A 4,377-nucleotide genomic window follows, 5' to 3' on the forward strand; every position below is an offset into this window, starting at 1 on the left:
CGGAAGGGATTGCCTGCGATATTCTGGTCAACGTGACGCCCGTCGGCATGGCTGGCGGTAAAGAGAGCGATGAACTGGCCTACAGCGAAGCGATGGTCGCTGCCGCCAGCGTAGTGTTTGACGTCGTCGCCCTACCGCCGGAAACACCGGTGATTAAGCTGGCACAGCAGTTGGGTAAAAAGACCATCAGCGGTGCAGAGGTGATTGCCTTACAGGCTGTAGAGCAGTTCGCCATGTATACCGGCGTACGCCCGGATGACGCGCTAATCGCCGAAGCGGCAGAATTTGCGCGGGCGGGGTAACGAAGCAGGAACAGAGCGCCAGGGATGGGCGCTCTAATAGCCATTAATCAGAAAATCAATCGCATCTCGAAGTTCTGCCCTGTTTGCGGTCAGATCTCCCACAAAGTTACCCACATTCTTCACAGGTATGCCTGTCATCATGTACGTCATCACCACATAGGCTTGCCCACCAATGCTAACAACCGGGCAAATTTTAGCTGGCGGGACTTCGTTGGGAAACTGGCTTAGCGCTATAACGGGTGCGACCAGTACATGCTGCAAAACAGCGGCCACCGGATGCTGTAAGCTAATTAAAAACGGATAAACGCTTTTTCCACTTCCTGTATTCTCATAAGCGCAATACTGCTCCATCAGAATGTCCTTTGAAAATCACTGAACGAACCGTTTTCTTCCACCCATTGATTTAATGCTTCTATCGATTTTTTATTATCCCGCAACCATTCTTCGCGTTTGTTCTCGCGAAATTTTTCGATCAGGGCTTCGGTTAAAACCGCTGACAGATTGATTTTAAGCTTGCGCGCCTCTTCCAGTATCTCTGGAGCCAGAGAGACATTGACTGATTTTTTTACCTTAGACACAGTGCGCATGATAACCCCCATAGCAGTGCGCATGATATGCCTAAGATTAGCGTAATAAGCGAGCATTTCCTATTCCCCGACCAGCAAATCATCATGTCACACTAAGGTGGTTGCACAGGCCTGTCACGCCCCGAAGAAGATGTCTGCGAGGCGCTTTCCTGTTTACGCCCACCAGCATTTCCTCTCACCTCCCAGTTTTTTATTCTCTACTTTCAACTTGTCAATTCACAATGTAGTTTATAAAATACATGGAACGTAATCATGGAAATTCTTCAGACCACGGTTTTCCAACGCTGGGAGCAGAATCTGCGAGATCGCAGGGCCAAAACGCTCATTGCCGCACGACTTTTTCGACTGGCGAATGGTTTAGCTGGCGATGTTAAACCTGTAGGTGAAGGCATCAGCGAAATGCGCATTTCTTACGGTCCTGGTTACAGGATTTACTTTAAACAGCATGGCTGCCGCATCATCATTTTGCTATGTGGTGGCGATAAAAGCTCACAAGCCAACGATATCACCCTTGCAAAAGTGCTCGCCCGTTCACTGGATTATCAGGAGACCTTCCGCCATGAATAAGCTTACTCAGTACGATCCCGCAGCTGCGCTGGTTGATGATGAAGAAATTGCTGTATTTATGGCGGATGCCCTCGAAACAGGCGATGCAACGTACATTGCAAAAGCATTGGGCGTGGTGGCACGCGCTAAGGGAATGGCGAGCATCGCGGCAGAAACGGGGTTATCCCGCGAACAACTCTATCGCTCGTTTAGTGAGAAAGGAAACCCGACGCTGAAAACCACGCTGGCGGTGATGAAGGCGCTCGGTATTGGATTGACACTTAGAAAATAGTCCCAGCACTTCCAACATCGTGAGCCATATCAGGAAGGCGTTATACTGACGGTGGTAACATGACTGCGGTTGGTAATTTTCTGATTACATGGAGAAATGATGGAACTGCTTTTATTGAGTAACTCGACGCTGCCGGGCAAAGGCTGGATGGAACATGCGCTGCCGCTGATCGCAGAGCAACTGAATGGTCGCCGCACGGCGGTGTTTATTCCGTTCGCTGGCGTGACGCAAACCTGGGATGAGTACACGGCGAAAACGGCAGCCATCTTTGCGCCAATGGGCGTTAACGTTACCGGTATTCATACCGTTGTCGATCCGATTGCCGCTATTGAAAACGCCGAGCTGGTGATTGTCGGCGGCGGGAATACCTTCCAGTTGCTGAAAGAGAGTCGTGAGCGCGGGTTGCTGGCGCCGATCGTGGATGTCGTCAAACGCGGTGCGCTGTACATCGGCTGGAGCGCGGGTTCCAACCTTGCCTGCCAGACCATCCGCACTACCAACGACATGCCGATTGTCGATCCCAAAGGTTTTGATGCGCTGGGTCTGTTCCCGCTGCAGATTAACCCACATTTCACCAACGCGCTGCCGGAAGGCCACAAAGGCGAAACGCGTGAACAGCGTATCCGCGAACTGCTGGTTGTGGCACCGGAGCTGACGGTGATTGGCTTGCCGGAAGGTAACTGGATTAAAGTGAGTAACGGTCAATCTGTGCTCGGCGGCCCAAACACCACGTATATCTTTAAAGCGGGTGAAGAGGCGGTTGCCGTTGAAGCAGGCCACTGCTTTTAGTTGATTTATTGTCTGATGCCGGATGGCGGCTTCGCCTTATCCGGCCTACAAGGTAAATGACAACATTGACGGTTATCCGTAGGCCCGGTAAGCATCAGCGTCACCGGGCAACATTTCATCTGTCCTCGTTAGTACTCACGCTCATCGTCTTCATCCGGCTGTTCCAGCACGCTGTAAGCCACAGAGCAAAACAGTGAGTTCAGACGCTGCATATCGCCCAACAGTGCCAGGTGCAAGGAGCTGGTTTCGATGCTTTGCACGTTCTGCTGATGCAGACGATCAACGTGCGCATGCGAATAGCGGCGGTTGAGAATACGGAAACGGTGCTTGCTGCGGCGCAGACGGCGGGCGCTGGTCACATCGCCTGAGAAGAACACCGACATCGCCAGCTGCAGATTGCTGAGCAGCTGATCGTAAAGCGCATCCAGCTCTTTCAGCCCTTCCACAGAGAATGCCCGACGGGCGGCCAGCGACTTATCGGCAATCTCACTCCCCATACGCTCGACGATATCGGAAGCCTGTTCGAGGTTGAGCGACATTTCGATAATCTCCGCCCAACGGCGTGATTCCTCTTCCGCCAGTTCATCCTTTGGCATCCGCGCCAGATAGAGCTTAATCGCCGTGTACAGCACGTTGATGTCATCTGCCATCCTGCGCAACTCTTTCTCTTCGCGCGGCTCGCCGTGCATTACTTTCTTCAGCCCGTCCATCATCTGCTCCATCGCGTCGCCGATACGCAGGGCTTCACGGGCGGCATTAGCCAGAGCGAGCGTCGGCGTATCCAGCGCGCTGACGTCCAGATGTTTGGGCTTCAGATGCGCGTCCAGCTCCGGCTCATCGCGGATGATGCGCTTACAAAAACGCGCCATCGGTTCGGCGAACGGCACCATCGCCACGCAGCGCACCAGGTTGTAGAAGACGTGGAAGTAGATAACCAGTTCAGATTTCGGCAGCGGCAGTTCATCCATCAGATTGGCCAGCGGATGAACAAACGGCAGGATAATCAGGCTGCCCACCAGCTTAAACAGCAGGCTGCCGAGCGCCACACGACGTGCAGCAGCATTCGCAGCACTGTTGTTGAGCATCGCCAGCAGGCCGGATCCGAGGTTGGCGCCAATCACCAGACACAACGCTACCGGGAACGAGATAATGCCCGCCGCGGTCAGCGTGGCCGTCAGCAGTACCGCCGCCAGGCTGGAGTAACTGATAATCGCAAACATGGCGCCAATCAGCGCATCGAGCATGATATCGCCGGTGAGCGAGGCGAAAATAACCTGTACGCCGTTAGCCTGGGTAATCGGCGTTACCGCCTGCACAATCAGCTCCAGCGCCAGCAAAATCAACCCCAGACCAATACCTACCCGGCCCAGCTGTCCGGCACGAGACTGCTTGCGCCCAAGAAAGAAAATGACGCCGATAAAAATCAGCAAGGGCGACAGCCAGGAGAGATCGAAGGTCAGGATACGCGCCATCAGCGCGGTCCCCACGTCGGCGCCGAGGACAATCACCAGCGCAGGGGTGAGCGCCACGAGATCCTGCGCGACAAACGACGTCACCAGCATGGTGGTAGCGTTACTGCTTTGCACCAGAGCAGTAACGCCGATCCCCGCGCAAAAGGCGAGCGGCTTCTTTTCAACACTACGGCTGAGCACGGTACGCAAGCGGGCGCCGAAGACGCGCATCACACCGGTACGCACAATATGCGTCCCCCAAACCAGCATCGCGACGGCAGAAAGCAGGTGTAACAGAGTTAACACGGAATCAGGTACTCCTTATCGTTATATGTTCCTGAGGCCGAAGCCTTCTTTCAGTATAAGGGTTTAAACGTAATAAAGAGACAGGGCACTCATTGAGTGCCCTG

At 53.8% G+C, this 4,377-nt stretch carries 6 protein-coding genes and 1 pseudogene; 4 read left to right on the top strand and 3 right to left on the bottom strand.

Annotated features, from left to right (window positions below; all coding sequences use genetic code 11):
- Nucleotides 1–302 (top strand): annotated as a pseudogene (locus FDX03_RS23220) (shikimate 5-dehydrogenase); the annotation flags it as partial.
- Between the two features lie 33 nt (nucleotides 303–335).
- Here the strand turns inward: FDX03_RS23220 and FDX03_RS09995 are convergent.
- Nucleotides 336–653, bottom strand: coding sequence for a CcdB family protein (locus FDX03_RS09995; RefSeq protein ID WP_003841409.1), 318 nt, complete (start codon nucleotides 651–653; stop codon nucleotides 336–338).
- Complete coding sequence (locus FDX03_RS10000; RefSeq protein ID WP_032947883.1) at nucleotides 653–946, bottom strand: type II toxin-antitoxin system CcdA family antitoxin; 294 nt, start codon at nucleotides 944–946, stop codon at nucleotides 653–655. The genes FDX03_RS09995 and FDX03_RS10000 overlap by 1 nt, the downstream gene beginning before the upstream one ends.
- Before the next feature lie 192 nt (nucleotides 947–1,138).
- Between FDX03_RS10000 and FDX03_RS10005 the strand changes: the two genes are divergently transcribed.
- From FDX03_RS10005 to pepE, 3 genes are all read left to right on the top strand, one after another.
- Nucleotides 1,139–1,456 (top strand): type II toxin-antitoxin system RelE/ParE family toxin, encoded by a 318-nt coding sequence (locus FDX03_RS10005; protein ID WP_048213960.1) that lies wholly within the window; start codon nucleotides 1,139–1,141, stop codon nucleotides 1,454–1,456.
- Complete coding sequence (locus tag FDX03_RS10010; protein WP_048213961.1) at nucleotides 1,449–1,727, top strand: addiction module antidote protein; 279 nt, start codon at nucleotides 1,449–1,451, stop codon at nucleotides 1,725–1,727. Before FDX03_RS10005 ends, FDX03_RS10010 begins: the two co-directional genes overlap by 8 nt.
- A gap of 99 nt (nucleotides 1,728–1,826) precedes the next feature.
- Nucleotides 1,827–2,516 (top strand): dipeptidase PepE, encoded by a 690-nt coding sequence (pepE, locus tag FDX03_RS10015; protein ID WP_137345885.1) that lies wholly within the window; start codon nucleotides 1,827–1,829, stop codon nucleotides 2,514–2,516.
- Between the two features lie 128 nt (nucleotides 2,517–2,644).
- Here pepE and FDX03_RS10020 read toward each other — a convergent pair whose 3' ends face one another.
- Nucleotides 2,645–4,273: a Na/Pi cotransporter family protein gene (locus FDX03_RS10020; RefSeq protein ID WP_137345878.1), complete on the bottom strand. Its 1,629-nt coding sequence runs from the start codon at nucleotides 4,271–4,273 to the stop codon at nucleotides 2,645–2,647.
- Nucleotides 4,274–4,377 lie beyond the last annotated feature (104 nt).

It is taken from the genome of Citrobacter sp. wls827, assembly GCF_005280875.1.
Lineage (GTDB): Bacteria > Pseudomonadota > Gammaproteobacteria > Enterobacterales > Enterobacteriaceae > Citrobacter > Citrobacter youngae.